Here is a 26,701-nt window from a genome sequence, read left to right as displayed (position 1 = left end):
GTCCGCCCGAGCCCCCGCCTCCGCCGGAGCGCGAGCCCTCCCCGAAGAGGAGGAACGGAAGCCCGCACATCCTCGCGGCGCTTCCGACCGCTCTCTCCGACGCGCCTGTTTCCGGCCCGGCACGGAAGAATGGGTTCATGAACCAGCCCAATGCCCAGGCGCAGGTCCAGCACCCGCAGCCGTCCGTCGGTTCCATAGCCGCCCACCGCCCGCACACCGTGGCGGCGAACGTCTCCGACCTGGAGCCCGACCTCGACGCCGATCTCGACGAGTACGAGGATCTGGTGCAGGACGGCGTCCAGCTTCCGCAGGGCCGGTTCCTCGACCGGGAACGCAGTTGGCTCGCGTTCAACGAACGGGTCCTCGAACTCGCCGAGGATCCGAACACGCCCCTCCTCGAACGGGCGAAATTCCTGGCGATCTTCGCCAGCAACCTGGACGAGTTCTTCATGGTCCGGGTGGCCGGCCTGAAGCGGCGCATCGCCACCGGCGTGGCCACCCGCTCTGCCTCGGGCCTGCAGCCCCGCGAGGTGCTGGAGATGATCTGGGCCCGCTCGCGCGAGCTCATGGCCCGGCACGCCGCCTGCTACCAGGAGGACGTGGCGCCGCAGCTCGCGGAGGAGGGCATCCACCTCGTCCGCTGGAGCGAGCTGTCCGAGAAGGAGCAGGCGCGCCTCTTCACGCTCTTCCGCCACCAGATATTCCCGGTCCTCACCCCCCTCGCGGTCGACCCGGCGCACCCCTTCCCGTACATCTCGGGTCTCTCCCTGAATCTCGCGGTCGTCGTGCGCAACCCGGTCTCCGGGCACCGCCACTTCGCGCGCGTGAAGGTGCCGCCGCTGCTCTCCCGCTTCCTGGAGGCCTCCCCGAACCGCTTCGTCCCCATCGAGGACGTCATCGCGGCCCATCTGGAGGAGCTCTTCCCCGGCATGGAGGTCCTGGAGCACCACACGTTCCGCCTCACCAGGAACGAGGACCTGGAGGTCGAGGAGGACGACGCCGAGAACCTGCTCCAGGCCCTGGAGAAGGAACTCATGCGCCGCCGCTTCGGCCCGCCGGTGCGCCTGGAGGTCGAGGAGTCCATCGACCGGTACGTACTGGACCTGCTGGTACGGGAGTTGAAGATCTCCGAGGCCGAGGTGTACCCGCTGCCGGGCCCCCTCGACCTCACCGGTCTCTTCGGCATCGGCGCCCTCGACCGGCCCGAGCTGAAGTTCGCGAAGTTCATCGCGGGCACCCACCGCGACCTCGCGGAGGTCGAGTCGGCGTCCCCGCCCGACATCTTCGCGGCCCTGCGCGAACGCGACGTCCTGCTGCACCACCCGTACGACTCCTTCTCCACCTCCGTCCAGGCGTTCCTGGAGCAGGCGGCGACGGACCCGGACGTGCTGGCCATCAAGCAGACGCTGTACCGCACCTCGGGCGACTCCCCCATCGTGGACGCCCTCATCGACGCCGCCGAGTCCGGCAAGCAGGTCCTCGTCCTCGTCGAGATCAAGGCACGCTTCGACGAGCAGGCCAACATCAAGTGGGCCCGCAAACTGGAGGAGTCGGGTTGCCACGTGGTCTACGGCCTCGTCGGCCTCAAGACCCACTGCAAGCTGTCGCTCGTGGTGCGCCAGGAGGGCGAGACCCTGCGCCGCTACAGCCACGTCGGCACGGGCAACTACCACCCCAAGACCGCCCGCCTGTACGAGGACCTGGGGCTCCTGACCGCCGACCCACAGGTGGGCGCGGACCTCTCCGACCTCTTCAACCGGCTCTCCGGCTACTCCCGCCGCGAGACCTACCGCCGTCTGCTCGTCGCGCCCAAGTCCCTGCGCGACGGCCTGATAGCGCGCATCAACAAGGAGGTCCAGCACCACCGCGCCGGACGCCCCGCCCATGTCCGCATAAAGGTCAACTCGATGGTGGACGAGGCGCTCATCGACTCGCTCTACCGTGCCTCCCAGGCCGGCGTGCCGGTCGATGTCTGGGTACGCGGAATCTGCGCGGTACGGCCCGGAGTCGCGGGCCTGTCCGAGAACATCCGCGTACGGTCCATCCTCGGCCGCTTCCTCGAACACTCCCGGGTCTTCGGCTTCGGCAACGGCGGCGAGCCCGAGGTGTGGATAGGCAGCGCCGACATGATGCACCGCAACCTCGACCGCCGTATCGAAGCACTGGTCAGGATCACCGACCCGGCCCACCGGTCGGCCATCACCCGGCTGTTCGAGACCGGCATGTCCGACACCACTTCCTCCTGGCACCTCGGCCCCGACGGCGAGTGGACCCGGCACGCGACCGACGCCGAGGGCCAGCCCCTGCGCAACGTCCAGGAGATGCTCATAGACGCCCGGAGGCGCCGGCGTGGCACAGCGACACCTTGACCCGACGGCCGGACCTGTGGCCGGGGACGCCCTCGCGGCATACCTCCGGGCCCAGGCCACGGAGTTCCTCCGCGCGCTGCGCCAGCACCGGGAGACCGGCGGCGCGGCGGGTGGGGGTCCCCTCGCGCGAGCGCAGTCGGGCGTGGGGGAGAACGGCTCGAAGGAGGCCGTGGACGCGGCGCGCGCCCTGCGCCGCTCGGCCCGCCGCATCAGCGGCACCCTGCACACCTTCCGGCCCTTCCTCGACGAGGGCTGGTCGGAGATCATGCGCCCCGAACTGGCCTGGCTCTCGGGGACCCTGGCCCGCGAACACGCCTACGGTTCCCGCCAGGAGAGGCTGCTCGCGGCACTGCACCGGCTGTCGGGCTCGGCGGCCTTCCCCTCGCAGGCCTCCTCCGAGGTACGGCAGGAGAAGGGCCAGCTGACCGTCGGCGCGGCCAAGGCAGGCGCCCTCCTGGAACGCCAGCTGACCCTCGCCCGGACCCGCGCCCACTCGGCCGCGCTCCAGGCCCTCGGCTCCAGCCGCTTCCACGCCATCGCCGACAATGTCGCGGTACTGGCCAGCGAGGTCCCACTGACCGCCGCCGCGACCACGGCCACGACGACGGTGACAGCCACGGCGACAGCCACGGCGACGGCGCACACGGCTTCCGCCGGGCTCAAGCCGCTGGCCGCCGCCGCGGAGGACCGCCTCCGCGACGCCGTCACCGGACTCCCCCTGGTCGCCGCGGACCACCCCTACAACTCGGAGGCCCTCGTCCACGGTCTCTCCGCCGACACGGCCCCGCAGCCCCAGGACGCCCCCTGGCACCAGGTACGCCTCCTGCTGCGCCTGCACCGCTATGCGCGCGAGGTCCTGTTCGGCGACGAAGTCCTCCTGGACGTCCGCCTGTTGAACGCGGGCAAGGCCCTGGACCGGCATCGCGACGCGGCGGAGGCGGCCGCGGCGGCGGCCGCGGCGGCCCGCACCCCGCGGATCGCACCGGCGACGGCGTACGCGCTCGGCGTGCTCCACGCGGACCAGCGACACGAAGTGGAAGCGGCCAGGTTCACGTTTCAGCGGGCCTGGATGAGGGAGACGGTCGGCACTCCGTGACGGCTTGACCCACGGAGGCCGCTACTCGCGATCGGAGGCCCGGTGCACTCGAACGGAAACCCCGTGCCCATGGACGGAAACCCCGTGGACGGAAACCCCGTAAACCAAGACCCGGTGCTCGCGGCGGGCTGCGTACTGTGGCGCCGCTCACCGGCCGACGGCGAACTGCGGATCTGCCTGGTCCACCGGCCGAAGTACGACGACTGGTCGCACCCCAAGGGCAAGCTGAGGTCCGGCGAGGACACGCTCGCGGCGGCGCTGCGCGAGGTCGAGGAGGAGACCGGGCACCGGTGCGCGCCGGGGCCGCGGCTGACGACCCTCCGCTATGTGGCCAATGACCGGCCCAAGCTGGTGAGTTACTGGGCCGCCGAGGAGACGGGCGGCGGCTTCGTCGCCAACCGTGAGGTGGACCGGGTGCTCTGGCTCGCGCCGGCGGCGGCACGGGGGCGGCTCACGCAGGCGCGGGACCGGGAACTGGTGGATGAGCTGCTGTCGGTGCTGCGGCACGCGTAGCGCTTGCGTGCGGCTGGTTCGAGCAGGGCTGGGCGGCTGCCGGCGGATGGTCGAGGGCGGGCCCGTGGAGGCTGGGGGGCGCAGTTCCCCGCGCCCCTTGAGGGGCGCGTCTCAGCCGGGGTCGGTCATGTGGCTCCGGGCGTCCGTCCTTGCCAGGCTTCTGGCTCTGCGGGCCGGGCCTCTCCAGCCGCAGGTGCATCGCGCCAGGCAGAAGGGGCCTTGCTCGACCGTCGTCGTCCGGTGTTCCAGGGGAGTGATCTCTTCCTGCTGTGCCACGCGCCCCACCGTACCGATGCTTGGTAAACGCTTCCCCATGCCCGGCGCCCGCGTGACAACACCCCTCACCGGTCGTTAAGCGGAACGACACGAGGCCCGCCCAAGGACGTCCCGGCTGGGGGTAGCAGGCGATGGTGGAGCGGCAGCGAAAACTAGGGGACGGGGCGGTCGCCCTGGCCGCCGCGGCGACGGGGCTTCTGCTCTGCGCCACCGGATGCTCGGGCGGTGGGACCGCCTCCGGCGACGCCCGGGCCGCCGAGGACCCGGTCGAAGTGCTCCACGGAGCGGCCGGAGACCTGGTCCGCGCCGGTACGTCCAAGGCGCGTACGTCCATGGAGATGGCGACCGGCGGCACCCGTGTGACCATCCGCGGCGAGGGCGTCTACGACTTCGCGGACCAGGTGGGCCGGCTGAAGGTACTCCTCCCGCAGGACCCGGCCGGCGCCGACGGCCACCGCCCCATCACCGAGCTGCTCGCACCGGGCGCGCTCTATATGAAGAACCGCGGCGCGGGCGTGCCCACCGACAAGTGGGTGCGTGTCGACACCGCCACGCTCTCCGACGGGAACCTGGTCACGGGCGGTGCGACCGATCCGTTCGCCGCCGCGGAGCTGCTGCGGGGCGCGCGCAAGGCGACGTACATGGGGAGGACGTCGGTCGCGGGCACGGCCGTACGGCACTACCGGGGCACCGCCGACCTCACGGTGGCCGCGCGCGATGCCTCGGCGGGCAACCGGAAGGCGCTGCGGGCGGCGGCGAAAGGCTTCGCCACGGCGACGGTCCCCTTCGACGTCTACCTCGACGACCAGGGCCGCATCCGCAAGGTCCGCCACCGGTTCAGCTTCGTGAACGGGCAGCAGAAGGACACGGTCGCGGTGTTCTCCACGACACTGCTGTACGACTTCGGAGCCGCGGTCGACGTACGCCTGCCCGAAACGAAGGACATCTTCGCCGGGCGGATCGCCCAGTGAGGAAACGTTGGCGTACGGGGCCGGAAATGGTCCGTTGGTGCCATGCGCTGTCCGTGGACCGCTCCCTACTCTAGGAAGTCGGTAACGGCAGGAAGAGGTGATGCACGTGGCTCCGGCGCGCGGTACGGCAGTTCAGGACCACGTGGCCCTGGCCGAGATCGAGCTGTGCGGCGACTTGATCATCGCGGCCTCGGCCGCCCACGAGGACCGTCTCAGCCCCGACCGCATCGACGAGGTCCTCAAAGTGGCCGAAGAACGCTTCCCCCACCAACGAACAGGAACCCCCACAAACTAACCCACCCCATAGCCCTCACGAGGGCCTTCCAGGGGCGCGGGGAACGGCGCAATCCGTTGGCCTTGAGGGGCGCGGGGAACGGCGCAGTCTTTTACCCCGCCCCCCGCCCCCCGCACATCGCCCATCGCCCATCGCCCAGCAGCGCCTACGTGCGCAACAGCCGAGCAATCGCCTTCGTGGCCTCCTCCACCTTCGCATCGACCTCGGCACCCCCCTTGACCGCCGCGTCAGCGACACAGTGCCGCAGATGCTCCTCCAGAAGCTGCAGGGCGAACGACTGCAACGCCTTCGTCGAGGCGGAGACCTGGGTGAGTATGTCGATGCAGTAGACGTCCTCGTCGACCATCCGCTGCAGCCCCCGCACCTGCCCCTCGATCCGCCGCAGCCGCTTGAGGTGCTCGTCCTTCTGTTTGTGGTAGCCGTGGATCCCGCGATCGTGGTCGGTCACGATCTCTGCGGCACCAGCCCCCGCCGCACCGGTCTCCCCGGAGGGCGCCGTGGCGCCGGCCTCGGTGGTCGTCATCGCGTCCTCCTGCTGACTGATACCCCTACCGGGTATATCGTAACGAACTTTGCTGGGTATAGGGCCCTTGGCAGATGCCCTCGCGGGACCCCGTGCTGATCACTGTGCCCGATGGGCGACACTGGGGGGCGGCCGGTTAGCCGTGGCCGGATGATGCGCCTAGCATCAGCCTGACCGACACCGAAGCAATCCGAGGACCCCACGTGCGATTTCGTCTGACCCCCAGGGAGACGAGCTTCTACGACATGTTCGCCGCTTCCGCGGACAACATCGTCACAGGCTCCAAGCTCCTGATGGAACTGCTCGGGGCGGACTCGTCCGACCGAGCCGAGATCGCAGAGCGTATGCGGGCCGCGGAACACGCCGGTGACGATGCCACACACGCGATCTTCCACCAGCTGAACTCCTCGTTCATCACGCCGTTCGACCGCGAGGACATCTACAACCTCGCCTCTCAGCTCGACGACATCATGGACTTCATGGAGGAGGCCGTCGACCTGGTCGTCCTCTACAACGTGGAGGAACTGCCCAAGGGCGTCGAGCAGCAGATCGAGGTACTGGCGCGGGCGGCGGAGCTCACCGCCGAGGCCATGCCGAACCTGCGCACGATGGACAACCTCACCGAGTACTGGATCGAGGTCAACCGTCTGGAGAACCAGGCCGACCAGATCCACCGCAAGCTGCTAGCCATGCTCTTCAACGGCAAGTACGAGGCCATCGAGGTGCTGAAGCTCAAGCAGATCGTGGACGTCCTCGAAGAGGCCGCCGACGCGTTCGAGCACGTGGCCAACACGGTGGAGACCATCGCGGTCAAGGAGTCCTGACCCCTTCATGGACACCTTCGCCTTGATCGTGACCATCGGTGTCGCGCTCGGATTCACCTACACCAACGGCTTCCACGACTCCGCGAACGCCATCGCCACCTCCGTTTCCACACGCGCGCTGACGCCGCGTGCGGCACTCGCGATGGCCGCCGTGATGAACCTCGCCGGCGCCTTCATGGGCAGCGGGGTCGCCAAGACCGTCAGCGAGGGCCTGATCGAGACTCCGCACGGCAACAGGGGCATGTGGATCCTGTTCTCCGCGCTGGTGGGCGCGATCGTGTGGAACCTCGTCACCTGGTACTTCGGCCTGCCGTCCTCCTCCTCCCACGCGCTGTTCGGCGGCATGGTGGGCGCGGCGCTCGCCGGCGGAATCGATGTCATTTGGTCCGGCGTCCTGGAGAAGGTCGTCATCCCGATGTTCATCTCCCCGGTCGTCGGCCTGATCGCCGGCTATCTGGTGATGTGCGCGATCATGTGGCTCTTCCGCCGCTCCAACCCGCACAAGGCGAAGCGCGGTTTCCGTATCGCGCAGACCGTGTCGGCGGCCGGTATGGCCCTGGGGCACGGCCTCCAGGACGCCCAGAAGACGATGGGCATCGTGGTGATGGCCCTGGTCATCTCGGACGTCGAGGAGGCGGGCGACCCGATTCCGGTCTGGGTCAAGATCGCGTGCGCGGTGATGCTGTCGCTGGGTACGTACGCCGGTGGGTGGCGCATCATGCGCACGCTGGGGCGGAAGATCATCGAGCTGGATCCCCCGCAGGGGTTCGCGGCGGAGACGACGGGCGCGTCGCTGATGTTCACGACGGCGTTCATCTTCCACGCGCCGATCTCCACGACTCATGTCATCACGTCGGCGATCATGGGCGTGGGGGCGACGAAGCGGGTGAAGGCGGTCCGCTGGGGTGTCGCCAAGAACATCATCCTCGGCTGGTTCATCACGATGCCGGCGGCGGCGCTGGTCGCGGCAACCAGTTTCTGGCTGGTGAACGTGACATTCCTGTAAGCCTCCTTTCCCATCCCTGAGGGCTGCGCCCCCAGACCCCCCTGTCGCGCCGGCGGACCGGGGGTTCGCGGGCGGGGACAAGCCAACGGGCCCGCCTCCCGATAGCCGGGAGGCGGGCCCTATCGGTCCCCGCGGTGGCACCGCCATGCAGCACCGCGAGGGGTCTACGCCACGGACGGGCTCAGCCGAAACGCCCCGAGATGTAGTCCTCGGTGGCCTGCACGGACGGGTTGGAGAAGATCCGCTCGGTGTCATCGATCTCGATGAGCTTGCCGGGCTGCCCGACCGCGGACAGGTTGAAGAACGCCGTCCGGTCGGAAACCCGCGCCGCCTGCTGCATGTTGTGCGTCACGATGACGATCGTGAAGCGCTCCTTCAGCTCACCGATCAGGTCCTCGATGGCCAGCGTCGAGATCGGGTCGAGGGCCGAGCAGGGCTCGTCCATGAGCAGCACCTTCGGCTCGACAGCGATCGCCCGCGCGATGCACAGACGCTGCTGCTGACCACCGGACAGACCGGACCCCGGCTTGTTCAGACGGTCCTTGACCTCGTTCCAGAGGTTCGCGCCCTTGAGCGACTTCTCGACGATGTCGCCCAGCTCGGACTTCTTGTAGCTGCCGTTGAGACGCAGCCCCGCCGCCACGTTGTCGAAGACCGACATCGTGGGGAAGGGGTTCGGACGCTGGAAGACCATGCCGACCTCGCGCCGCACCGACACCGGGTCGATCCCGGCGCCGTACAGGTTCTCGTCGTCGAGCATGACCTTGCCCTCGACCCGTCCGCCCGGCGTCACCTCGTGCATCCGGTTGAGGGTCCGCAGGAAGGTGGACTTGCCGCAGCCGGAGGGGCCGATGAAGGCCGTCACCGATCGGGGTTCGATGGCCATCGAGATGTCCTCGATGGCTCGGAACGAGCTGTAGTAGGCGCTGAGGCCGCTGACGTCGATTCGCTTGGCCATGGGATCACTGCTTCTTTCGAGGGGGAAGACTGGTCGCTGTCTGGCCGCGTCAGCGACCGGTCTTGGGGGCCTTCCAGCGGGCGATGCCGCGAGCCGCCAAGTTGAGGATCATCACGAACGCGATCAGCGTGAGCGCCGCCGCCCAGGCCCGGTCGTACGCCGCGCCGGAGCCGCCGCTGTTCGCGTACTGCTGGTAGATGTACATGGGGAGCGAGGCCTGCGGACCGTCGAAGGGGTCCGTGTTGATGAAGGTCGAACCCCACACCAGCAGGAGCACCGGCGCGGTCTCACCCGTGATGCGGGCGACCGCGAGCATCACACCGGTCGTGATACCGCCGATGGAGGTCGGCAGGACCACCTTCATGATGGTGCGCCACTTCGGCACACCCAGCGCCAGTGAGGCCTCGCGCAGCTCGTTGGGGACGAGCTTGAGCATCTCCTCGGTGGAGCGGACGATCACCGGCAGCATCAGGATGGTCAGGGCCATCGCGCCGGCGAACCCGGAGTAGCCCATGTCCAGGATGATGATCCAGAAGCTGAGGACGAACAGGCCCGCGACGATCGACGGGATGCCCGTCATGACGTCGACGAAGAAGGTGACGGCCTGGGCGAGCCTGCCGCGCCCGTACTCCACGAGGTAGATCGCGGTCAGGATGCCGATCGGCACGGAGATCGCCGTGGCGATGCCGACCTGCTCAAGGGTGCCGAGGATCGCGTGGTAGATGCCTCCGCCGGGCTCGGTGTCGGTGACCAGGCCCATCGAGTGGGTGAGGAAGTAGACGTCGAGGACCTTCACCCCGCGCTCGACGGTCTCCCAGATGAGCGAGACCAGCGGGATGACGGCGAGGAGGAACGCGACCCAGACGAGGCTGGTCGCCACCCGGTCCTTGGCCTGTCGGCGGCCCTCGACCCGCGCGGCGATGCCGTACGACGCGACCACGAAGAAGATCGCGGCCATCAGGCCCCACTGGATGTTGCTGTCCAGTCCGGCCGCGGCGCTGATGCCGAGACCGAGGGCGATCGAGCCGCCGGCGATCGCGTACGGGCTCCACTTGGGCAGCGTCGCGCCCTGCAGGGTACTGGGGCGCCTGTCGTTCACGGTCTGGCTCATGCGTTGGCCCCCGAGTACTCCGCGCGGCGGGCGATGATCATGCGGGCTCCGCCGTTGACCAGCAGGGTGATGACGAACAGCACCAGACCGGAGGCGATGAGCGCGTCACGGCCCATCTCGCTGGCCTCGCTGAACTTGCTGGCGATGTTCTGGGCGAAGGTGCCGCCGCCCGGGTCGAGCAGGCTGGCGTTGATCTCGAAACTCGGGGACAGGACCGTGGCCACGGCCATGGTCTCGCCGAGCGCGCGCCCGAGGCCGAGCATCGAGGCGGAGATGACACCGGAGCGGCCGAAGGGCAGCACCGACATGCGGATGACCTCCCAGCGCGTGGCGCCGAGGGCCAGTGCGGCTTCCTGGTGCATCAGCGGAGCCTGCCGGAAGACCTCGCGGCTCACGCTGGTGATGATCGGCAGGATCATGATCGCGAGCAGGACGCCCACGGTGAACAGCGAGCGCGGTGCGCCGCCCTGCCAGTCGAGGATGCCGGTCCAGCCGAAGTAGTCGTCCAGCCAGCCGAAGAGACCGACCAGCTGCGGTGCGAGGACCAGGGCGCCCCACAGGCCGTACACGATGGACGGTACGGCGGCGAGCAGGTCGATCACGTAGGAGAGGGTTCCGCCGAGCTTGCGCGGGGCGTAGTGCGTGATGAACAGGGCGATGCCGACCGCGATCGGTACCGCGATGACCATCGCGATGATCGACGAGATGACCGTGCCGTAGACCAGGACCGCGATGCCGAAGCTCGGCTCCGCGGCGGTCGGGTTCCACTCCAGGGTGGTGAGGAAGTTGCTCTCGTCCTTGCTGATCGCCAGCACGGAGCGGTACGTGAGGAAGGCCGCGATGGCGGCCATGATCACGAGCAGGAAGATGCCCGACCCGCGGGACAGGCCGAGGAAGATGCGGTCGCCGGGCCGGGTGGCCCCGCGGGCCGCACGCTTCTGCTCGGTCTCCGAGGGTGGGGAGACGGGGGGAGGCGCTGCGGAATTCTTGGTGGATATATCCATGAGGTTCTCCGGTCTGCGGGGCCACACACCGTGTGGCCCCAGGCGGCGGTGCACCGGACGGCGCGCGGTCCGGCCCCTCGTGCGGGGCCGGACCGCGCGCTCAGGTCAGCTCAGGCCCGCGACGGTCGTACGGACCTTCGCGATGATCTCCTCGGGGATCGGGGCGTAGTCGTTCTCGGCCAGGATCTTCTGGCCGTCCTCGCTGGCGATGTAGGTGAGGAACGCCTTCGTGGCGGCCAGGGTGTCGGCCTTGTTGCCCTTGTCGCAGACGATCTCGTACGTGACCAGGGTGATCGGGTAGGCGCCGTCGGCCTTGGTCGCGCGGTTCAGTTCGAGCGCGAGGTCCTTGCCCGTGCCGACGACCTTGGCGTCCGCGATGGCCGTGGTGGCGTTCTCGACGGTGGCCTCGACGGGTTCACTGGCGCCCGTGTCCAGCTTGGCCGAGGTGATGCCGTCCTTGGCGTACGACAGCTCCATGTAGCTGATGGCGCCGGAGGTCTGCTTGACCTGCTGGGCGACACCGGAGGAGCCGGACGCGGACTGGCCGCCCTTGGCCTGCCAGGCCTTGCCGCCCTCGTACTTCCACTGGTCGGGCGCGGCCGCGATCAGGTACTTGGTGAAGTTGTCCGTGGTGCCGGACTCGTCCGAGCGGTGGAACGCCTGGATCTTGAGGTCGGGCAGCGTGGCGTCCGGGTTCAGCTTCTTGATCGCCGCGTCGTTCCAGTTGGTGATCTTGCTGTCGAAGATCTTCGCAAGGGTCTCCGCGTCGAGGACGAGGCCCTCGGCACCCGGGACGTTGTAACCGACCGCGATCGGGCCGCCGACCATCGGCAGGTCGATGCCCTGGCCGTCCTTGCAGACCTCCTTGGAGGCGGTGACCTCTTCGGGCTTCAGCGCGGAGTCGGAACCGGCGAAGGCGACCTGGCCCTGGGTGAACGCCGTGACACCGGCGCCCGAACCCTCGGACTTGTAGTTGATCTGCACGTCCTTGCAGGCGGTCACGAACTGCTTGACCCACGCGTCGATCGCGTTCTTCTGCGCGGAGGAGCCGTTGGCCAGCAGCTGACCCTTGGCGTCGTCACACTTGATGGAGCTGTTGGCGGCGGTCGTGCTGCCGTCGCTGCTGCTGCCGCCGGTGTCGTCGGAGCCGCACGCCGTCAGCGCAAGGGCGCCGGAGACGGCGACAGCACCGAGGGAAAGGGCGCGAAGCCGGTTCTTGCGCTGAAGCTTCACTTTCGTGAGTTCCTTCCAGAAGCCGCCGTTACCGGCGGCGTGCGATGTCATGGGTTCCGCTTGTTCATCGATCGGCACGGAAGCGGACTTTCATCCGCACCACGCACCGTGTAAGGCCGAAATTAGGCAGAACAGGTGAAGCCGCCGATGGCCGTGAGTGAACGGAGGGTGAACCCCTGCCGTCAGTGCGGTGAGGTCACGGAACGCTTACGGGTAGAACACGTGCGGGTCCCGACGAACGGAGGCCCTCCCTTCGCTCCCTCACCCGTCTCCCACCCCTGGCCAGAACCCGTCACCGCGGCTTCACGTACGTACTCGTGCGCGTAGTCGTGCACGTACTCGTGGATTGCCGGACGCCGCCTGTGGAACCCGCCGGGCGGTTTACCCGTCTCGTTCACAGGGGGCAACGGGAGGCGCACATGCAACGGCGTACGTTCGTAGGCGGCACGGCGGCGGTCGCGGTGACCGCGGCGGCGGCATGCAGCGGCAAGGGCTCGGGGCCGCGGTCGGCCGGAACGACGCGTACGTCCGGCACGCCGGCCGAGGGCACCGGAGCGACCACGACGGCCAAAGGCACCCCGGCGGGCACACCGGCCGCCGACCTGCGGGCGCTGGCCGCGGACCTGGACGGCCCCCTGGTCCGCCCCGGCGACGGCGACTGGGCGGCGGCCCGCCAGCTCTACAACACCCGCTTCGACTCCCTGAGGCCGACGGCGGTCGCGTACGTGGCCCACCCCGACGACATCCGTACGGCCCTCGCGTACGCCCGCGGCCACGGCGTCCGCGTTGCGATCCGCAACGGCGGTCACTCGTACGCCGGCTGGTCCTCCGGGAACGGCCGGCTGATCGTCGACGTGTCGAAGCTGTCCCGGATACGCGCCTCCGGCGACGAGGCGGTGATCGGCGCGGGCGCCAAACTGATCGACGTCTACCGCGGGCTGGCGGCGAAGGGGGTGACCGTCCCGGCGGGCTCCTGCCCGACGGTGGGCGTCTCGGGTCTGGCGCTGGGCGGCGGCCACGGGGTGGTGTCGAGGGCGTACGGGCTGACGTGCGACAGCCTCACACACGCGACCCTGATCACGGCGGACGGCAAGCAGCTCACCGCGAGCGCGACCGAGAACAAGGATCTGTTCTGGGCGCTGCGCGGGGCGGGCAACGGCAACTTCGGCGTCGTCACGGAACTCCGCTTCAAGACGCACCCGGCCCCGCGGGGCGTGGTGGCGAACATGTCCTGGCCGTGGTCGAGGGCGGCGGCGGTCCTGGCGGCCTGGCAGGAGTGGGGCCCCGACCAGCCGGACGAGATCTGGTCATCGGTCCACGTCGGGAACGCGGCGGGCGGCACCCCCACCGTCTCCGTCTCCGCGTTCTCACTCGGCACGTACGGTGACCTGCAGAACGCGGTGGACCGCCTCGCCGACCGCATAGGCGCCTCCGCGCGGAGCGTCTCCCTCAGGCGCCGTTCCTACCAGGAGGCGATGGAGGTGTACGCGGGCTGCTCGTCCTTCTCGGCCGACGCCCAGTGCCATCTCCCGGGCGGAACACCGGGCCGCTCGACGCAGGGCGCGCTGGGCCGCGAGACGTACGCGGGCCGCTCGGACTTCTTCGACCGCTCGATCTCGGCGACGGGCATCCGGACCCTGCTCTCCCGCATATCCGGGGTACGAGGCGGCACGGGCAGCATCGCCCTCACCGCTCTCGGCGGCGCGATCAACCGAGTCGACCCCACAGCAACAGCCTTCGTCCACCGCCGCTCCCGCATGCTGGCCCAGTACATCGCGGCGTGGCGGCCGGGCACCTCAGGCAGCGCCTCGGAGTCCTGGCTGACGGCCACCCACACGGCCATGCGCCCCCACGCCTCAGGCGCGGCCTACCAGAACTACACAGACCCCACCCTCCCCAACTGGCGCAAGGCGTACTACGGCCAAGCGGCCCCCCACCTGAAGTCCCTGAAAACCCAGTACGACCCCAACAACTTCTTCAACTTCCCCCAGTCCCTATAACGAGACACAGAACCCGAACCCCCCAGGGGCGCGGGGAAGGGCGCAGTCTTGTGTCTTTCAGGGCCGCGGGCAACGGCGCAGTCTTGTGTGTTTTGGGGGCGCGGGGAACGGCGCAATCTTGTGTCCTTCAGGGCCGCGGGGAACGGCGCGACCTTTCGCCTGCAGGGGCGCGGGGAACGGCGCGACCAGCCACAGCGAACCCGCACCCCCACCCCCTACCCCCCACCTACCTACGCCGCAAGATCCCGCTCCGCAGCATCAACATCACTACGAGTCCCAGGAATCACTCTCTCCCGCGCCCCGGCGGAGCGATCCGCCCGAACCAACCACCCCACCCGCCCAGCCCGCTCAACAGCCTTGACCACAGGCGTCAACAAAGCGGTGGCAAGCGGCGAAAGCAGCAGAACAACGGCCGTCCCGAGCGCGAACCCCCCGACCACGTCAGTCGGATAGTGCACGCCCATATAAACCCGGCAGAACCCACCGAGCAGCGCAAGCCCTATCCCGACAAGCCCGAACTTCCGGTTCGCGACAAACAGCCCGACCCCCATAGCCATCATGAGAGTCGAGTGGTCGCTCACAAACGAATAGTCGCTCTTGCCGCCGATGAGAACATCAAGCCCCTCATGGTCCACAAAGGGCCGAGGCCGTTCGACGAATCCCCGTATCGGCACGTTCACGAGTACGGCGACCCCGGCGGCCAACGGCGCCCAGATCAGTGAGGCCACAGAGGACGCGGCCTCGTCCCCACCCCGCCGCCGTACGTTCCACCAGCACCACAGCACCAGCAGAACCATGACGAGCAGGAGTCCCCACTCGCCCACGAACTCCATGACGCGGTCGAACCAGTGCGGCGCGTCTTTGGCGAGACCATTGATGTCGTAGAGCAAGTCGACGTCGGGGTTCGATCCGGAGTCGGCGAGTCCAGCCATGGTGCAACGGCTCCTTCGTCGTCATCTTTCCGACGCACCCACCGGATGCGTCGCGCCACAACCCCCGTCGTCGGCTACAAGAACAGGAACGCACACTCCCCTTCAATACGTTCCACCCTCCACCGAATGATCACGCAGACGTTATCGAAGAGAGATACATCGCCGCAGCTCAGGGGTTGGTTTCACACAGAGGTGGGCAATGCTTTCGCGCCATCTTCGGTCACACGCGTCGCCCCGAAGTAGTCAGGGGTGTCGATGGCGTCGAAGCGGATCACGGCACCCGTCCGGGGCGCGTTGATCATGTACCCGCCGCCGACGTAGATACCCACGTGCCGGATGGCCCGGGAGTTGGTGAGGTCGTCCGAGAAGAAGACCAGGTCCCCGGGCAGCAGCTCGTCCCGCCCGGGGTGCGGACCGGCGTTGTACTGGTCGTTGGCGACCCGCGGCAGGGTGATGCCCACCGTCTCGTACGCGGCCTTGGTCAGCCCGGAGCAGTCGAAGCGTCCGCCCTGGTCAGCGGTGCCGTTGCCGCCCCAGAGATAGAGCGTGCCAAGCTTCTTCTGCGCGAAGTAGATGGCGCCGGCGGCCTGCTGGGAGGGCTGCACACGACCGACGGGAGCGGCGAAGCTCTCCTGCAGCGTGGTGATCGTCTTCACGTAGTTCTGGGTTTCCTTGTACGGCGGAACGCCCCCGTATTTGATGACGGCGTACGCCCCCGCGTTGTACGCGGCGAGCATGTTCTCCGTCGGGTTCCCCGGCGCGTCCTTGACGTACTTCGCGAGCGTGCAGTCGTACTTCGCGGCCGATGGAATCGCGTCATTCGGATCCCATACGTCGCGGTCGCCGTCCCCGTCGCCGTCGATTCCGTGCGTGGCCCACGTCCCGGGGATGAATTGCGCTATCCCCTGCGCGGCGGCCGGGCTCCTGGCGCCGGGATTGAACCCGCTCTCCTGATACAGCTGCGCGGCGAGAAGTGCCGGATTAATGGCGGTGCACAGATTGCCCCACTTCTGCACGAGCGTCCGGTACGCCGCCGGCACGGACCCCTTGGCAAGGCCGACAGCCCCCTGCCCCACACCGTTGGCGAGGTTCCCGGCAACCATGTAGACGCCGACCACCAGCACCATGACGAAGCTGAGCCCCGCCCCCAGGGCGGCGGTCGCCAAGATCCAGCCCTTACGCACCGTCAACCGCCCCTCGCCGCACGGTAATCCGAACGTCAGTGTAGAGCCGGAAAGCCCACCACGGAATGATCACCCCGCCACCCCGTCACCCACCGTCGAAGGGCGCGGACCCAGGACGGAGATACGGTTGCCGCCAAAGACGTTCGACGCCCTCATCCACGTACTCGAAGAGAGCCCGACCCATGTCCGACATCCCCGCGAACCTCACCTGGGAACGCGCCGCCCCGCCGGAGGCCACCGGGCCCGGCCCCTGGATCGAACTCGCCTTCGGCGACGACGAACTCGTCTACATCCGCGAGACCAGCGACCCCGAGACCGTCGTCACGACCACCCGGAAGAAGTGGGACGCCTTCGTACTCGGCGTACAGGCAGGCGAGTTCGACCACTTCGTGGAGGGAGTGGAGGGGTTCGAGGAATTCGGCGGCGGTCAGCCCTGAGCGGCCCGCCCCGCCGCACCACCCCTCGCCACACTCCTCGCCACACCCCGGGCCCACAGCACCAACGGCACCTGAAGCGGCAGCCGCGCCAGCGCCGCGGCCCTCTGTGGCGCTGGCCGGTGCCGCCAGTCCACGGCCATCTGGACATTCGCGGGGAACACCCCGACGAAGAACGCGGTGGTGGCCAGCGCCGCCACCCGCCTCGTACGCGGCACCGCCACTCCGGCCGCCAGCGCCAGCTCGACGACACCGCTCGCGTACGTCCAGGCCCGCGGCGAGCCCGGCAGTGCGCGCGGGACGGTCGCGTCGAACTGCCGAGGCACCGCGAAGTGGGCGACAGCGGCGGAGGCCAACAGGCCTGCGAGCAACAGGGGCGAGCGTTCCGACCTTGGCACGGTTCCTCCTCCGAGAGCCCATGAAGGGCTGGGGCAGCGGCTGCCGTGCGAGGTTACTCGAAAGTAAGCAGTCGGGTCTCAGGAGGGCTCCGCCCCCGTGTACGCCGCGGTCGTCCGGTCCGCCCTCCCCCGGGCGACCTCCTCGGCCTCACCGCCGGCGACGGCCGCCGCGTACCACCCCTCGCTGCTCAGCCCGACGAACCGCAGCCCTTCCTCGGTCCCGAACCAGGCCATGGCCTCCTGCGGATCCACGGCCGCGCCGGAGGACAGATGGAGGGTGAGCCCGATGAGCGCCATGTCCCAGCCGACGCCGACGGCCCCGGGCCCGAACTGCTGCCACTTCTCGTCGTCGTCGGGAGCGATGTGGTCCAGCTCGAAGCGCGTACCGCCGTCCGCCGCGGGGGTCAGCCGCAGCTCGATCCAGCTGACGTTCCCGCCGAACTCCCAGGTCGCGGTGAACCCCTTCGGTGGGTCACAACGCTCGACAGTGCCCCCGGCGTTGCCCTGCAACTGGTACGTGCCGCCGGGACGCAGCTCGCCGGTGACGGGCAGGAACCAGCGCGGAATGCGCTCGGGATCGGTACAGGCCTCCCAGAGGTCCTCGACGGTCGTGTCGTACGTCTGACTCACGGTCACCACGTGGGCTTCACCGGCCTCGACGACACGGCTGCCGACCTGCCGCCGCACGGCGTTGACCTGCTGATTGACATCGATCATGCGCTACTCCTCCACTACGTTCTTCGCTGCGTCCTTCACTGCGTCCTTCACTGCAAAGGGCTGCCGTCGCCGGCTCTGCCGTCGCCTGACCGCTCGCGGAGCCGGCGGTCACGCCTGCCGCGGGCCACCTCGGTGGACAGGGCGTCGAGGTGGGGCGTCCAGAAGCGCCGGAAGCGGTCCAGCCAGGCGTCGATGTCGCGCAGGGGGTCGGAGTTCACGGCGTACAACCGCCGGGCCCCCTCCGGCCGGACCGTGGCGAAGCCGTTCTCCCGCAGGACCTTGAGGTGCTGTGAGACACCGGGCTGCGATATCCCGAACTCTTCCCTCACGACCTCGCTCACCGCCCCGGAGCTCATCTCGCCGTCCGCGAGCAGCTCCAGGATCCGTCGGCGAACGGGGTCACCGAGTACGTCGAATGCGTGCACAGGACCAACATATCACTGCACACTTATATAAGTACGAGGCGATAGAGAGCGCCGTCCACCGCCCCACCCCGGCACACCGCGCCACCCCGTCCGGGATAACCTGCACCACAGCGAAACGGGGGCGTCTACACACCAGGAGACGCGCGACCCGGAGAACATCGGCACGACGGACCGGCGCACTCGGGACGGAGTCGGGCTCGATGGACGGGCGGAATCGGCCACCATCAGTTGGCGTTCGCGCAAGAGGGGCTAACGACGGAACCACACACAGGTTCCGCATCTACTTCATTGCCCGGCGTGACCTGCCGTGATACACAGAGTGACGATACGTCCCCTCGTATACCGTCCTGCGCCCCCTGAAGGGTCCCGCGAGCTCCGGTGACAAGGGATTCGCACGAAACCCGCCAATCAATGACGCCAAGTCGACATGCGACAGCATCATTGTCAGCGACAATAGCCGTGACCTCTGCGCAGAGTGGCAGAGGAGGCAGAACAACCCACTAGGGGCGGTGACTTACATGCTTTTCGCAGCCGAAAAGGGCGACATCAACACGATCATCGGCGGAATCGCTCCGGACTGGGGCCCGTTCGGCACCCTGGGCAACGAAGCCCGCGTGATGATCGAGGTCGTGATGGCGGTCGCCATCCTCCTGTGCCTCGGCATCGCGATCTGGGGAGCGGCGAAACAACGTATCGGCGCGACCGCCCTCCGCGACACCTTCAGCGCGGAACAGGGCAAGGGTCTGATCATCGCGGGTCTCACCGGGGTCTTCATCATCGGCTCACTGGGCACGCTCTTCACCATCGTGTACGGCATGGCCGTCTAGGCGGCCGCCGGCCCGGTGTCCTCGGACCCGGCCGGGCACACCCGGTCCCTCCTCCACCCACCCGTCCGTCGTGCCCACCGGCTGAGGTTGCGTTTCCCTGATGTCCAGTCACCACACCGCGCCCGCGCGGAAACCAGCGGGGCTACCGTCGTATCACGCGGTTCAGCACGAGGTTGAGGGGGCGTACGCGGCATGAGTCTCGGCGACGAGCACGGAGCGCGCGGCGAGGACGGCGGGTACGGAGGTACCGGCCAGACGCGCACGCGACTCCCCGACAGTGCCGGTGACGTCCACGGAGGGCCGCGACGCGGTGGCCGCTCGTCGTCGCGCAGCCTCGTCACAGTGGTGGGCGTGGTGGTCCTCCTGATCGCAGCCATCGCCTTCGCCAACCGCGGCGACGGAGATCCCGGCGCGACCTCCGACGAAGGCACCGGCAAGGCTGGCGCCGCGCCTACGTCGGCCTCGGGGGAGCGGCCGGTGCGGTCGAAGACCGCCGGAATCCCCACCGGGTACGCCCAGGACGACCAGGGCGCGCAGAGCGCTGCGGCCAACTACGCGGCAGCACTCGGTTCTGACAGCATGTTCATTACCGCCAAGCGGCACGAAATCCTGAAGACGATCGCCGAACCCGGCGCACTGGACCGGCTCCGGTCCGGATTCGACGCGGACTACTCGGCGGCGCTCCTGGCCAAGATCGGCCTCGCGGAGGACGGCAGCGCGCCTTCCGGCAGCACCTTCGTCAACCGCACGCTGCCAGTGGGCACAAAAGTCACGTCCAGCAGCACCGACGCGGCCACCGTCGAAGTCTGGTGCAACAGCCTCTTCGGACTCACCGGGGAGACGTCCACCAAACCCGTGACAAGCGGCTGGTTCACCGTGACCGTGAAGTTGAACTGGGCCGATGACGACTGGAAAGTCCTGGGAACCAGCCAGAAGACCGGCCCAACCCCCGTCAATGGAGACAACCCCGTCTCCGGGTCCGACGAGATCGGCAAGGCGGTCGAGGAGTTCGGAGGGTTCACGTATGCCCGGTAGCCCGCAGCGCGCCCTCAAGCTCACCAGCGTCGTAGCAGCCGTACAGACCACAGTCGTGCTGCTTGCTTCGCAGGCCCACGCGGCGCCAACGCCGACGCCAACTCCCTCGGAAGACTACTGCTCACAGATTTCGGGTCAGGCTCGCGACTACTGTGAACAAGGCAGCAACAATCGCAACAGCCCCTCCCTAAACGACCCCACCGCAGCCCTCGACCCCCTGGCCTCCCTGGCCAAAGGCTGCGCCAAAGCCGCCTCCTGGACCATCGACAAGCTCAGCGACGCCGTCCAGAACACGGCGACCGTCGACTTCACGAACCCCACGTTCCTCCAGCAGTACGCAGTCGTCTTCGCCGCGTCGACCATCCTCACCCTCCTCCTGTGGCTGCTCGCGGTCGCCAAGCGCGCCGTGCGAGGCGTCCCCCTCAGCACGGCCATCGGCGAAGCCATCGGCTTCCTCTGGCTGACGGTGCTGGCCTCCGCCTTCACCCCGCTCATCCTCTACACCGTCGTCTCAGCGACCGACGGCGTAGCCGAGGTCCTCGCCAAGACGACCGGCAACCAGACCGACACGTTCTTCGGCAACTTCTCCGGCGCCCTGAACAAGGGCACCGACATCGGCGGCGGCCCGATCATGCTGATCGTGGTCTCCCTCGTGTCGATCCTGGCCGCGGGCGTCCTCTGGCTCGAACTGGTGATCCGCGCCGCCCTCCTCTACGTGGGCGCCCTCCTCGGCACGGTCGTCTACGCCGGCCTCGTCGACAAGAACCTCTGGGGCCACGTCCGCCGCTGGGCCGGCATCATGATCGCCGTCATCCTCGTCAAACCGGTCATCGTGATCGTGCTCGGCCTCGCCGGAGCCCTCTCCGCGGAGGACGGCCCGGACTCCTTCTCCGCCGTCGTCTCCGGCCTCGCGATCATCCTGCTCGCCATCTTCGCCAGCGCGATGATCTACCGCTTCGTCCCCGGCTTCGGCGACGAGATCGCGGGCGGCCGCAACAACCGCATCATGCAGGGCGCCGAAGGCAAGGCCGCGGCCGCCATCAGCTCGCCCGCCACCCTCGTCGCCCAGGGCATCAAGACCCACAGCACCCGGGCCGACAACAACGGCGGCGGAGGCGGCGGCAACAGCGGCGCCCGCCCCTCGAACCCCATCTCCGGCGGCGTCGCGGCCCACAGTTCACGCGGCTCCTCGGGCAGTGGCGGCGGATCGGTCCCCTCCGCACCCCCGCCCCGCTCCAGCCCGATCAACACCCCCCACGCCGGGAACAACCGCAACAGCAACAGCAGCAACAACCGCACGGGAGGTGAAGGGCGTTGACGACTGATTCCCATGTGGCCCATACGTCCCATCCGGTCACGCCCCGCCGTACATATCTGATCGGCCGCGCCCGGCCGAGCGCGATCGTCGGCCGCAACCGCGAGTCGGGCGAGATCGGGCTCATCATCGCGGGCGCGTTCCTCGGCATGATGTGCGGCCTGATCGTCCCCGTGCTCTCCCTGCGCATCGTGCTGCTCATGGGCTTCCCCATGCTGGCGCTGGCCGCGGTCTACGTCCCGTACAAGCGGCGCACCTTCTACAAGTGGTTCGAGATCAACCGCAGTTACAAGCGATCGCTCCGCCGGGGCACCGCCTACCGCAGCAACGTCATGGAGTCGGGCACCCACGTCGACGGCCGCGAGGTCGAGATCGGCCCGCCCCCGGGCATCGGACGCATCTCCTGGCTCGCGGCGCCGTTCGGCCCGGACGAGATCGCCGTCCTCCTGCACGCCGACCGCAAGACCGTCACCGCCGCCATCGAGATCGAGGGTCCCGGCGTCGGCCTGCGCGACAGCGAGGACCAGGAAGCCCTCGTCGACCGCTTCGGCACCCTCCTCAAGCACGTCGCCAACGGAGACGGTTTCGTCACCCGCATCCAGATGCTCGCCCGCACCCTCCCCGCCGACCCGGACGCCCACGCCAAGGACGTCTCCGTACGCGGTGACGACCGGGCACCCGGCTGGCTGCAGGAGTCGTACGAGCAGCTCTCGTCCATGGTGTCGACCAGCAGCGAACAGCACCGCGCCTACCTCGTCGCCTGCATGCACTACTCGCGCGAACTGGCCGCCGAGGCCCAGGCGATGGCCCGCGCCGCCCGCCCCCATGGCGGCAGGAAGCTCGACAAGGACTCCGGGCTCGCCGTCGTCATGGCCCGCGAGCTCACCGATATCTGCTCCCGCCTCCAGGAGGCCGACATCCGGGTGCGCCAGCCGCTCGGCCAGGGCAGACTCTCCTCACTCGTGCACTCGATGTACGACCCGGACCACCCCATCGACCACATCCAGGCCATGACCAAGCGCAACGCCTGGCCGGCCGAGCTGGACGCCATGGAGCCGACCTACCTCCAGGCCAAGACCCGCGAGTCCTCCACCCGCGCCCCCTGGTGCCACGCCACGGCCTGGGTGAAGGAGTGGCCGATGACCCCGGTGGGCGTCAACTTCCTCGCCCCGCTGCTCGTCCACACCCCGGACGTCATCCGCACGGTCGCCGTCACGATGGACCTCGAACCCACCGAGGTCGCCATCGAGCGGATGCTGACCGAGAAGACGAACGACGAGGCCGAGGCCAGCCGCCAGGCCAAGATGAACCGCACCGTCGACCCGCGCGACGTCGCCTCCCACAACCGCGTCGACCAGCGCGGCCAGGACCTCGCCAGCGGCGCCGCCGGCGTCAACCTCGTCGGATACATCACCGTCTCGTCCCGCAACCCCGAGGCGCTCGCCCGCGACAAGCGGACGATAAGGGCCTCGGCCGGCAAGTCGTACCTGAAGCTCGAATGGTGCGACCGCGAGCACCACCGCGCCTTCGTCAACACGCTCCCGTTCGCGACCGGCATCCGGAGGTAGGACTTCATGCGGGAACCGCTGTCCGTCCTCACGGAAAGCTTCACGTCCTTCCTCTTCGGCAAGGTCGAGACGACCCGCCCGCCGGTGCGCACCTCCACCGGCCAGGCCCAGGCCGTCTACCTGCCGACCGCGGCCCCCGGCCTCGGCGACTCCGGCGTCATCATCGGCCGCGAGGTCTACTCCGGGAAGGGGTACATCTACGACCCCTTCCAGCTGTACGGACAGCAGCTCCCGGCACCGCACTGGCTGGTCCTCGGCGAGTCCGGCAACGGCAAGTCGGCCCTGGAGAAGACGTACGTCATGCGGCAGTTGCGGTTCAAGGACCGCCAGGTCGTCGTGCTGGACGCGCAGGGCGAGGACGGCGCCGGTGAGTGGAACCTCATCGCCCAGGCGCTGGGACTGACGCCCATCCGCCTCGACCCGACCGCCGCCCTGGACATGGGGATCCGGCTCAACCCGCTCGACCCGGCGATCACGACGACCGGCCAGCTCGCGCTGCTCCGGACGATCATCGAGGTCGCGATGGGCCACGGCCTGGACGAGCGCTCCGGCTTCGCGCTGAAGGTCGCGCACGCCTACGTCAACGAGACGATCATCGACCGCCAGCCCGTACTGACGGACATCGTCGAGCAGCTCCGCCACCCCGAACCGGAGTCGGCGGAGGCGATGAACGTCGCCATAGACGACGTACGCGCCTGGGGCCTCGACGTCGCCCTGGTCATCGACCGCCTGGTCGACGGTGACCTGCGGGGCATGTTCGACGGCCCGACGACGGTCGGCATCGATCTCGACGCCCCGCTCATCGTCTTCGACCTGTCCCACATCGACCGCAACTCCATCGCCATGCCCATCCTCATGGCGATCGTCGGCGTATGGCTGGAGCACACCTGGATCCGCCCCGACCGGAAGAAGCGCATCTTCCTCGTCGAGGAGGCCTGGCACATCATCAACAGCCCCTTCGTGGCCCAGCTCTTCCAGCGCCTGCTGAAGTTCGGCCGCCGCCTCGGTCTGTCCTTCGTGGCCGTCGTCCACCACCTGTCCGACGTCGTGGACGGGGCCGCCGCGAAGGAGGCCGCGGCGATCCTCAAGATGGCCTCGACAAGGACGATCTACGCCCAGAAGGCCGACGAGGCCAGAATGACGGGCCGCGTCCTCGGCCTGCCCCGCTGGGCGGTCGAGATCATCCCCTCCCTCACACCGGGCATCGCCGTGTGGGACGTCAACGGCAACGTCCAGGTCGTCAAACACCTGATCTCCGAGGCCGAGCGCCCCCTCGTCTTCACCGACCGCGCCATGACGGAGTCGTCGGCGGACCACCTCGCGGACGACGCCCTGCGCGCCGCCGAGCTGGAGGCCGAGGAGCGGGCCGCGGCGTTCATGGAGCAACACCTGAGCGATCTAGACGACTCGTCCGAGTCCACAGTGGCGTAGAGGAGCGACCCGAGATGAGACCGGACCACCGCGGTCACCGCGGTGATCAGCACCGCGGCGGCGAAGGGGGCATCCCCGACGGCCTGCTGCTCGGCATCCTGGCCTTCGTCCTCGGCATGACCGTCATGGTCTGGACGGCGACCGGCCTCGCCGGCCTCTTCTCCCACGGCTCCTGGCCGGCCGAGGTCACCTTCCGCCGTACGCCCCTGGCCATACGCCAACTCGTCGAGGCCCCCCACGACCTGCCGACCGCCTGGCCCGACACCCCACCGGTCCAACTCTCCGGATACGGGCTCTTCTGGGGACTGTTCATCGGCCAGCTGATGGTCCTGGTGGTCCTGGTGGTCTTCGTGCTGGGCACGGTGGCGAGATGGCGGGCGGGCACAGCCCGCCGCAGAGCACTCGCCCCAGCGGGCCCGGACCTTCCGCGCAAGGACGAGACGACACCCGAGATCCCTCGGAGCCGAGCGTCGGAACGGCCCGAGGTGACACGCCCGCCGGTCGAGCACGCCTCGGCGCCCGCGGCCCGGTCGGCGGAGCCACCGCTGGAGTCGGTTCCCGTGGAAACCGCCGAACGGGCGGGCGGGTGGGAAAGCCCCGTCACGGCCCCGCAGGGACCCGTGGTCCTCGGCCCGCCCGAAACCCGCCACCCCCTCGCCGTCCAGGCGATCCGGGACGCGGACGGCCCCGCCCTCGTCATCACCTCCGACCCCGCCCTCTGGTCAAGCACGAAGGACGCCCGCGCGAAACTGGGCCCCGTCCTCCTCTACGACCCCTCCCACCTCTGCGACAGCCCGGCCCGCCTCCACTGGTCCCCGTCCGCGGGCTGCGAGACCAAGGACACCGCGAAGGCCCGCGCGGCGGCACTCCTCGCCCCGGTCCGGCCGACCGCCAAGCTCGACCAGGCGGTCGCCGACACCGCGGAAACGCTCCTCCGCAGCTACCTCCACGCCGCGGCGGTGGACGGCCGCACCATCCGCCACGTCCACCGCTGGGCCCAGGGCGCCCAGGTCCAGGAAGCCGTACGCATCCTCCGTACGAACCCCAAGTCGGCCGCAGGCTCCGCGGGTGAACTCGAAGCCGCTCTCACCTCGCACCCGGAACGTCGTGACATCGCCCAGGAGTTGACGGCCCGAGCGCTCTCCGCCCTCTCCACCGTCAACGTCCGGGAAGCCTGCACTCCAAACCGAACCGACACCCTCACCTTGGATTCCTTCGTCAACGAAGGGGGCACGCTTTATGTGGTCGGTGAACCCATCGAGGACCCGAGGTCGAACCCCGGCGCCATGCCGCTCCTGACGGCCCTCGCCTCAAGCGTGGTCGAGCGCGGCCGGCGCATGGCCGAACGGTCATCCTCCGGTCGCCTCGACCCACCACTCACCCTCGTCCTGGACGACGTCGCCGCGGTGGCCCCACTCCCCCAACTCCCGGACCTGCTCGCCGCGGCAGGCGGCACAGCCCCGGACCGAGGCCTCCCCGTTCTGGCCCTGCTCCGCTCCCAGGAACAGGCCCGCTCCCGCTGGCCCCACCAGGACCTCCCGGTGTGACTTACGGCGCCCAGGGCCGCTCGTACACGAACTCCAGTTCCCGCGCACCCGAATCCCCGGGTGCCGGAACACTCTCCCCCGTGGGCACGAACCCGAACTTCCGGTAGAAGGCCTGAGCCCGCCCGTTCCCCTCGTGCACGAACAACCGCGCCCGCTCCAATCCGGCGTCCTCCCACGCCCACCGCAGCGCAGACGAGAAAAGCCGCTCGGTGAGCCCACTCCCCCGCACCTCGGGCCGCACAAACACCCCCACCAAATGCCCCTGCCGTACGTGGCTCACGGCACCCAGCGCCCCGACAGCCCCGGCTTCCTCGACCAGTACGACCACACACCCGACCCACCGGCCACCGGGCCCCTCGGCGACGATCTGCTGCCGTTCACGCACCCCTTCCGCGGCTCCGGCGGCCCGCTCCTGCCAGAAACTGTCGGGCCGGCCCACCGCGACCTCGTACGTATCCAGAAAAGCCAGATGTGCCACCGGATCACTGAGAGCGGCCAGCGCGAGCTCCTTCACTGCGGGCCACTCGTCACTGCCTATCGAACGGATCACGTACTCAGGATTCATGAGGGCCACGGTAACGAAACCGAATGCACCTGCATGTACCGGAACGCAAAAAAAAGCCCCCGCACCGAAGTGCGGGGGCTTTTCCGTAATATTAGTTCGGCGGCGTCCTACTCTCCCACAGGGTCCCCCCTGCAGTACCATCGG

General features: G+C 69.0%; 27 protein-coding genes. 15 read left to right on the top strand and 12 right to left on the bottom strand.

Features of this window, described 5'->3' with window-relative positions:
• Window positions 1–137 precede the first annotated feature (137 nt).
• The 3 genes from ACIOKD_RS37335 (at window position 138) to ACIOKD_RS37325 (ending at window position 3,978) form a co-directional block, all read left to right on the top strand.
• Window positions 138–2,369 carry an RNA degradosome polyphosphate kinase gene (locus tag ACIOKD_RS37335; RefSeq protein WP_402092550.1) on the top strand — a complete coding sequence of 744 codons (2,232 nt, stop codon included), beginning with the start codon at window positions 138–140 and terminating at the stop codon, window positions 2,367–2,369.
• The gene (locus ACIOKD_RS37330; protein WP_402092549.1) at window positions 2,350–3,465 is read left to right on the top strand and encodes a CHAD domain-containing protein; all 1,116 of its coding nucleotides are present in this window, start codon (window positions 2,350–2,352) and stop codon (window positions 3,463–3,465) included. Before ACIOKD_RS37335 ends, ACIOKD_RS37330 begins: the two co-directional genes overlap by 20 nt.
• Window positions 3,466–3,534: 69 nt before the next feature.
• Entirely contained in the window at window positions 3,535–3,978 is a 444-nt protein-coding gene (locus tag ACIOKD_RS37325) for an NUDIX hydrolase (protein WP_402092547.1), read from the top strand.
• A 111-nt stretch (window positions 3,979–4,089) separates the two neighbouring features.
• On the opposite strand, the gene ACIOKD_RS37320 is transcribed toward ACIOKD_RS37325, so the two are convergent.
• The gene (locus ACIOKD_RS37320; protein ID WP_402092546.1) at window positions 4,090–4,293 is read right to left on the bottom strand and encodes a hypothetical protein; all 204 of its coding nucleotides are present in this window, start codon (window positions 4,291–4,293) and stop codon (window positions 4,090–4,092) included.
• 92 nt (window positions 4,294–4,385) lie between these two features.
• Between ACIOKD_RS37320 and ACIOKD_RS37315 the strand changes: the two genes are divergently transcribed.
• Window positions 4,386–5,225, top strand: coding sequence for a hypothetical protein (locus tag ACIOKD_RS37315; RefSeq protein ID WP_402092545.1), 840 nt, complete (start codon window positions 4,386–4,388; stop codon window positions 5,223–5,225).
• 100 nt (window positions 5,226–5,325) lie between these two features.
• Complete coding sequence (locus ACIOKD_RS37310) at window positions 5,326–5,520, top strand: hypothetical protein (protein ID WP_402092544.1); 195 nt, start codon at window positions 5,326–5,328, stop codon at window positions 5,518–5,520.
• A gap of 145 nt (window positions 5,521–5,665) precedes the next feature.
• On the opposite strand, the gene ACIOKD_RS37305 is transcribed toward ACIOKD_RS37310, so the two are convergent.
• Window positions 5,666–6,043 (bottom strand): metal-sensitive transcriptional regulator, encoded by a 378-nt coding sequence (locus tag ACIOKD_RS37305; RefSeq protein ID WP_402092543.1) that lies wholly within the window; start codon window positions 6,041–6,043, stop codon window positions 5,666–5,668.
• Between the two features lie 203 nt (window positions 6,044–6,246).
• On the opposite strand from ACIOKD_RS37305, the gene ACIOKD_RS37300 reads away from it, so the two are divergent.
• Window positions 6,247–6,867: a DUF47 domain-containing protein gene (locus ACIOKD_RS37300; protein ID WP_402092542.1), complete on the top strand. Its 621-nt coding sequence runs from the start codon at window positions 6,247–6,249 to the stop codon at window positions 6,865–6,867.
• Between the two features lie 7 nt (window positions 6,868–6,874).
• Complete coding sequence (locus ACIOKD_RS37295) at window positions 6,875–7,873, top strand: anion permease (protein ID WP_402092541.1); 999 nt, start codon at window positions 6,875–6,877, stop codon at window positions 7,871–7,873.
• Window positions 7,874–8,054: 181 nt separating this feature from the next.
• On the opposite strand, the gene pstB is transcribed toward ACIOKD_RS37295, so the two are convergent.
• The 4 genes from pstB to pstS form a co-directional block, all read right to left on the bottom strand.
• Window positions 8,055–8,831 carry a phosphate ABC transporter ATP-binding protein PstB gene (gene pstB, locus ACIOKD_RS37290; RefSeq protein WP_107015222.1) on the bottom strand — a complete coding sequence of 259 codons (777 nt, stop codon included), beginning with the start codon at window positions 8,829–8,831 and terminating at the stop codon, window positions 8,055–8,057.
• 49 nt (window positions 8,832–8,880) lie between these two features.
• A complete protein-coding gene (gene pstA / locus ACIOKD_RS37285) occupies window positions 8,881–9,942 on the bottom strand; it encodes a phosphate ABC transporter permease PstA (RefSeq protein ID WP_402092539.1) in 1,062 nt (353 codons plus the stop codon).
• On the bottom strand, window positions 9,939–10,946 hold the full coding sequence (gene pstC, locus ACIOKD_RS37280; RefSeq protein WP_402092537.1) for a phosphate ABC transporter permease subunit PstC: 1,008 nt from the start codon (window positions 10,944–10,946) through the stop codon (window positions 9,939–9,941). Before pstC ends, pstA begins: the two co-directional genes overlap by 4 nt.
• 105 nt (window positions 10,947–11,051) lie before the next feature.
• The gene (pstS, locus tag ACIOKD_RS37275; protein ID WP_402092688.1) at window positions 11,052–12,179 is read right to left on the bottom strand and encodes a phosphate ABC transporter substrate-binding protein PstS; all 1,128 of its coding nucleotides are present in this window, start codon (window positions 12,177–12,179) and stop codon (window positions 11,052–11,054) included.
• 419 nt (window positions 12,180–12,598) lie between these two features.
• Between pstS and ACIOKD_RS37270 the strand changes: the two genes are divergently transcribed.
• Window positions 12,599–14,179 (top strand): FAD-binding oxidoreductase, encoded by a 1,581-nt coding sequence (locus ACIOKD_RS37270; RefSeq protein ID WP_402092535.1) that lies wholly within the window; start codon window positions 12,599–12,601, stop codon window positions 14,177–14,179.
• A 230-nt stretch (window positions 14,180–14,409) separates the two neighbouring features.
• Here ACIOKD_RS37270 and ACIOKD_RS37265 read toward each other — a convergent pair whose 3' ends face one another.
• The gene (locus tag ACIOKD_RS37265) at window positions 14,410–15,111 is read right to left on the bottom strand and encodes a phosphatase PAP2 family protein (protein WP_402092534.1); all 702 of its coding nucleotides are present in this window, start codon (window positions 15,109–15,111) and stop codon (window positions 14,410–14,412) included.
• A gap of 182 nt (window positions 15,112–15,293) precedes the next feature.
• Window positions 15,294–16,301, bottom strand: a complete 1,008-nt coding sequence (locus ACIOKD_RS37260; RefSeq protein ID WP_402092532.1) for an NlpC/P60 family protein — start codon at window positions 16,299–16,301, stop codon at window positions 15,294–15,296.
• 176 nt (window positions 16,302–16,477) lie between these two features.
• Here ACIOKD_RS37260 and ACIOKD_RS37255 point away from each other — a divergent pair, with 176 nt between their 5' ends.
• Window positions 16,478–16,732 (top strand): DUF397 domain-containing protein, encoded by a 255-nt coding sequence (locus ACIOKD_RS37255; protein WP_402092531.1) that lies wholly within the window; start codon window positions 16,478–16,480, stop codon window positions 16,730–16,732.
• On the opposite strand, the gene ACIOKD_RS37250 is transcribed toward ACIOKD_RS37255, so the two are convergent.
• The 3 genes from ACIOKD_RS37250 to ACIOKD_RS37240 form a co-directional block, all read right to left on the bottom strand.
• A complete protein-coding gene (locus ACIOKD_RS37250; RefSeq protein WP_402092529.1) occupies window positions 16,723–17,127 on the bottom strand; it encodes a DoxX family protein in 405 nt (134 codons plus the stop codon). The two genes, ACIOKD_RS37255 and ACIOKD_RS37250, sit on opposite strands and share 10 nt — an antisense overlap.
• A 78-nt stretch (window positions 17,128–17,205) precedes the next feature.
• On the bottom strand, window positions 17,206–17,844 hold the full coding sequence (locus ACIOKD_RS37245; RefSeq protein WP_402092528.1) for an SRPBCC family protein: 639 nt from the start codon (window positions 17,842–17,844) through the stop codon (window positions 17,206–17,208).
• A 47-nt stretch (window positions 17,845–17,891) separates the two neighbouring features.
• Entirely contained in the window at window positions 17,892–18,269 is a 378-nt protein-coding gene (locus ACIOKD_RS37240) for an ArsR/SmtB family transcription factor (RefSeq protein WP_402092526.1), read from the bottom strand.
• Between the two features lie 518 nt (window positions 18,270–18,787).
• Here ACIOKD_RS37240 and ACIOKD_RS37235 point away from each other — a divergent pair.
• The 6 genes from ACIOKD_RS37235 to ACIOKD_RS37210 all read left to right on the top strand — a co-directional run bounded on the left by ACIOKD_RS37235 (window position 18,788) and on the right by ACIOKD_RS37210 (window position 25,992).
• A complete protein-coding gene (locus ACIOKD_RS37235) occupies window positions 18,788–19,096 on the top strand; it encodes a hypothetical protein (RefSeq protein ID WP_107015212.1) in 309 nt (102 codons plus the stop codon).
• Window positions 19,097–19,288: 192 nt separating this feature from the next.
• Entirely contained in the window at window positions 19,289–20,131 is an 843-nt protein-coding gene (locus ACIOKD_RS37230; RefSeq protein WP_402092524.1) for a hypothetical protein, read from the top strand.
• A complete protein-coding gene (locus ACIOKD_RS37225; protein WP_402092522.1) occupies window positions 20,121–21,449 on the top strand; it encodes a hypothetical protein in 1,329 nt (442 codons plus the stop codon). Before ACIOKD_RS37230 ends, ACIOKD_RS37225 begins: the two co-directional genes overlap by 11 nt.
• Before the next feature lie 14 nt (window positions 21,450–21,463).
• Window positions 21,464–23,014 (top strand): SCO6880 family protein, encoded by a 1,551-nt coding sequence (locus tag ACIOKD_RS37220; protein WP_402092687.1) that lies wholly within the window; start codon window positions 21,464–21,466, stop codon window positions 23,012–23,014.
• Window positions 23,015–23,020: 6 nt separating this feature from the next.
• Entirely contained in the window at window positions 23,021–24,445 is a 1,425-nt protein-coding gene (locus tag ACIOKD_RS37215; protein ID WP_402092521.1) for an ATP-binding protein, read from the top strand.
• Window positions 24,446–24,459: 14 nt separating this feature from the next.
• Window positions 24,460–25,992 (top strand): type IV secretory system conjugative DNA transfer family protein, encoded by a 1,533-nt coding sequence (locus ACIOKD_RS37210; protein ID WP_402092520.1) that lies wholly within the window; start codon window positions 24,460–24,462, stop codon window positions 25,990–25,992.
• Window position 25,993: 1 nt separating this feature from the next.
• On the opposite strand, the gene ACIOKD_RS37205 is transcribed toward ACIOKD_RS37210, so the two are convergent.
• Window positions 25,994–26,557, bottom strand: a complete 564-nt coding sequence (locus tag ACIOKD_RS37205; RefSeq protein ID WP_402092518.1) for a GNAT family N-acetyltransferase — start codon at window positions 26,555–26,557, stop codon at window positions 25,994–25,996.
• Window positions 26,558–26,701 lie beyond the last annotated feature (144 nt).

This window comes from Streptomyces sp. NPDC087844 (genome assembly GCF_044742785.1).
Lineage (GTDB): Bacteria > Actinomycetota > Actinomycetes > Streptomycetales > Streptomycetaceae > Streptomyces.
Note: the sequence above shows the minus strand (reverse complement) of the source record. Positions and strands in the feature narration are given on the sequence as shown.

Excerpts from the sequence above, each read along its gene's own strand:
- ACIOKD_RS37335 (WP_402092550.1), top strand. The coding sequence starts at position 138 with ATGAACCAGCCCAATGCCCAGGCGCAGGTCCAGCACCCGCAGCCGTCC.
- ACIOKD_RS37325 (WP_402092547.1), top strand. The coding sequence starts at position 3,535 with ATGGACGGAAACCCCGTGGACGGAAACCCCGTAAACCAAGACCCGGTG.
- ACIOKD_RS37320 (WP_402092546.1), bottom strand. The coding sequence starts at position 4,293 with ATGGGGAAGCGTTTACCAAGCATCGGTACGGTGGGGCGCGTGGCACAG.
- ACIOKD_RS37315 (WP_402092545.1), top strand. The coding sequence starts at position 4,386 with ATGGTGGAGCGGCAGCGAAAACTAGGGGACGGGGCGGTCGCCCTGGCC.
- ACIOKD_RS37310 (WP_402092544.1), top strand. The coding sequence starts at position 5,326 with ATGCACGTGGCTCCGGCGCGCGGTACGGCAGTTCAGGACCACGTGGCC.
- ACIOKD_RS37305 (WP_402092543.1), bottom strand. The coding sequence starts at position 6,043 with ATGACGACCACCGAGGCCGGCGCCACGGCGCCCTCCGGGGAGACCGGT.
- ACIOKD_RS37295 (WP_402092541.1), top strand. The coding sequence starts at position 6,875 with ATGGACACCTTCGCCTTGATCGTGACCATCGGTGTCGCGCTCGGATTC.
- pstB (WP_107015222.1), bottom strand. The coding sequence starts at position 8,831 with ATGGCCAAGCGAATCGACGTCAGCGGCCTCAGCGCCTACTACAGCTCG.
- pstA (WP_402092539.1), bottom strand. The coding sequence starts at position 9,942 with ATGAGCCAGACCGTGAACGACAGGCGCCCCAGTACCCTGCAGGGCGCG.
- pstC (WP_402092537.1), bottom strand. The coding sequence starts at position 10,946 with ATGGATATATCCACCAAGAATTCCGCAGCGCCTCCCCCCGTCTCCCCA.
- ACIOKD_RS37270 (WP_402092535.1), top strand. The coding sequence starts at position 12,599 with ATGCAACGGCGTACGTTCGTAGGCGGCACGGCGGCGGTCGCGGTGACC.
- ACIOKD_RS37265 (WP_402092534.1), bottom strand. The coding sequence starts at position 15,111 with ATGGCTGGACTCGCCGACTCCGGATCGAACCCCGACGTCGACTTGCTC.
- ACIOKD_RS37255 (WP_402092531.1), top strand. The coding sequence starts at position 16,478 with ATGTCCGACATCCCCGCGAACCTCACCTGGGAACGCGCCGCCCCGCCG.
- ACIOKD_RS37245 (WP_402092528.1), bottom strand. The coding sequence starts at position 17,844 with ATGATCGATGTCAATCAGCAGGTCAACGCCGTGCGGCGGCAGGTCGGC.
- ACIOKD_RS37235 (WP_107015212.1), top strand. The coding sequence starts at position 18,788 with ATGCTTTTCGCAGCCGAAAAGGGCGACATCAACACGATCATCGGCGGA.
- ACIOKD_RS37230 (WP_402092524.1), top strand. The coding sequence starts at position 19,289 with ATGAGTCTCGGCGACGAGCACGGAGCGCGCGGCGAGGACGGCGGGTAC.
- ACIOKD_RS37225 (WP_402092522.1), top strand. The coding sequence starts at position 20,121 with ATGCCCGGTAGCCCGCAGCGCGCCCTCAAGCTCACCAGCGTCGTAGCA.
- ACIOKD_RS37215 (WP_402092521.1), top strand. The coding sequence starts at position 23,021 with ATGCGGGAACCGCTGTCCGTCCTCACGGAAAGCTTCACGTCCTTCCTC.
- ACIOKD_RS37210 (WP_402092520.1), top strand. The coding sequence starts at position 24,460 with ATGAGACCGGACCACCGCGGTCACCGCGGTGATCAGCACCGCGGCGGC.
- ACIOKD_RS37205 (WP_402092518.1), bottom strand. The coding sequence starts at position 26,557 with ATGAATCCTGAGTACGTGATCCGTTCGATAGGCAGTGACGAGTGGCCC.